The organism is Candidatus Symbiopectobacterium sp. (assembly GCF_020054415.1).
GTDB lineage: Bacteria > Pseudomonadota > Gammaproteobacteria > Enterobacterales > Enterobacteriaceae > Symbiopectobacterium.
In genome coordinates this window covers 1-1826 of sequence record NZ_JAHWCO010000411.1, presented here as the reverse complement: position 1 = coordinate 1826, position 1826 = coordinate 1, and the positions used below count along the sequence as shown (strand labels likewise).

At 42.5% G+C, this 1826-nt stretch carries 4 protein-coding genes and 1 pseudogene; all 5 read right to left on the bottom strand.

Annotated features, from left to right (window positions below; translation table 11 throughout):
- Nucleotides 1–253 precede the first annotated feature (253 nt).
- The gene (locus QZ506_RS21620; protein ID WP_367273015.1) at nt 254–493 is read right to left on the bottom strand and encodes a hypothetical protein; all 240 of its coding nucleotides are present in this window, start codon (nt 491–493) and stop codon (nt 254–256) included.
- A 96-nt stretch (nt 494–589) separates the two neighbouring features.
- Complete coding sequence (locus QZ506_RS12065; RefSeq protein WP_291971322.1) at nt 590–745, bottom strand: DUF1378 family protein; 156 nt, start codon at nt 743–745, stop codon at nt 590–592.
- A 74-nt stretch (nt 746–819) separates the two neighbouring features.
- Entirely contained in the window at nt 820–951 is a 132-nt protein-coding gene (locus tag QZ506_RS12060; protein WP_291971321.1) for a DUF826 domain-containing protein, read from the bottom strand.
- A 114-nt stretch (nt 952–1065) separates the two neighbouring features.
- Nucleotides 1066–1188 (bottom strand): annotated as a pseudogene (locus QZ506_RS12055) (hypothetical protein); the annotation flags it as partial.
- A gap of 182 nt (nt 1189–1370) precedes the next feature.
- Nucleotides 1371–1712, bottom strand: a complete 342-nt coding sequence (locus tag QZ506_RS21615; RefSeq protein ID WP_367273014.1) for a putative phage tail protein — start codon at nt 1710–1712, stop codon at nt 1371–1373.
- Between the last annotated feature and the right edge of the window lie 114 nt (nt 1713–1826).

Sequence of the window (1826 nt, the reverse complement as noted above, 5' to 3'; positions counted from 1 at the left end):
GTGACACGCCTATTTTGGATTAAAATGCTGATCGCTCCGGGATGCATCACCACGCTCTGGATTTAACATACTGATTTTACGTCAAGGGAATCCGCAGCCTTTATGGCTATGCAGCATAATATCTATTTATTCAACAAAGCCGGTATTTAGCTAAAGTTCTAGCTCGAAATATCAATCGTCGACTAATTTTTAAATATGGTTGTGAAATTCAGCTTGGTGCTTCTATTGGTGCTGGTTTAACCGTCACCCACTATCACGGCATAGTAATAAATAAATGCATTAATGCAGGCATCAACTTACGCATAAGACAAAACACCACTATAGGCATTGGTGGCGGAAGGAAGCCTGTTGATGGTGTAGCCAAAATTGTTATTGGTGATAATGTCACCATTGGCGCAGGCTCTTGTATTATTTCAAATAATTTATCTATTGGTAGCAATGTCGATATTGGTGCTATGTCATTCATTAATAAAGACATACCAGATAATAGCATTGCATTTACAGAAAAATCACTAAGGCTAACTACAAAGGTAAAGTGAGCAAAAAGCGCCGTATAAATCGGCGCTTTGATAAATAGCCATGCTTTATGTTATGAGGTGGGCTTGGTCGCTAAGGTTTTAGCTTCTGCAGCCTGGTCAATTTTCTTACGAATATATGCTCGAATGGTTTTATAGCCCCCTGCAACAAGATAGAGCGCACAAACAGCAGTGCAGCCATAAAGTAATACAATTTGAACCAATGTCATTTGCCATTCCTGAAATGATGTAGCAAGAATGATGCGCCATTTCTGGCGCATCAAGTGATAGATAGTGCGATTGCTTACTGTTGTTCGATGCTACCCAGCAAATCAGTTAGAGCAGTATCTACAGCGCCATCAATCTGACTATCCAGGGCTTTGTTTAATAAATAGATTTTATGCTGGCAGCCCAGTGAAACGACGGATCCTCGCAACGTAAAATCATGCAGTTAGGCCTCATGAGACAAGTGTACACCTGAGATGACAAGCAGTTTCAACCAAAACTGGCATGGAAAAACAGCATGATTACCTATTATTCAACAAAGCCCATCAAAAATGTCACTATTCAAATGGGTTGACGGTGTTCCTGTTGTCGGATCGCCGTTGGTAAACCCGTTTTTCCCCTGACCAAATTTATCTTTTTGTGCCGTCGGCGTATCAATGCGATGCATATCATGTTCCTTTTGGGTAAGCAAAAATAACGTGGGTATGGGAGGGACACTGGCGTCTGATAACGCATTCAACGGCGCTGTCTCCCCACGTGCGAATAGGTGAGGTGCAATCACTGATGCAGGTCATCCAGCGTACATTCGCTTCCGCAGGAATATTGACTCGCCAGTAGTAGCGCCACTTGTCACACCAAGACGGATCTGGTTGTACTATCAATATGTTGAAATTGTTCTATTGTTGCCGTGGGATAACCCAATATTTCTAACTGCTTTTTAAAGAATGCTTCGCTTATACCGCCAACCGTATTCACCTTGGCATCAAGTACTTGTTGCCGTTCTCCTATCGTCTGCTTTCTATTTGCCAGGCATTTGTCCGGCAACCCGCATAATTTTTCGTAGCGATTAATTAATTCAACCGATTGGGCCGGGTTAATTTCAATCATCAGGCCATCGGCGGCTTTGTTGAATAAATCAGAACTTGTAACGACTGCGCCCCATACGGGCTTTGTTGAATAATAGGTAATCATGCTGTTTTTCCGTGCCAGTTTTGGTTGAAAATGCTTGTCATCTCAGGTGTACACTTTTCTCATGAGGCCTAACTGCATGATTTTACGTTGCGAGGATCCGTCGTTTCACTGGGC

What these genes read in the sequence shown, in the direction of transcription:
- QZ506_RS12065 (WP_291971322.1), bottom strand. Translation starts at nt 745, where the DNA reads ATGACATTGGTTCAAATTGTATTACTTTATGGCTGCACTGCTGTTTGT.
- QZ506_RS21615 (WP_367273014.1), bottom strand. Translation starts at nt 1,712, where the DNA reads ATGATTACCTATTATTCAACAAAGCCCGTATGGGGCGCAGTCGTTACA.
- QZ506_RS21620 (WP_367273015.1), bottom strand. Translation starts at nt 493, where the DNA reads ATGCTATTATCTGGTATGTCTTTATTAATGAATGACATAGCACCAATA.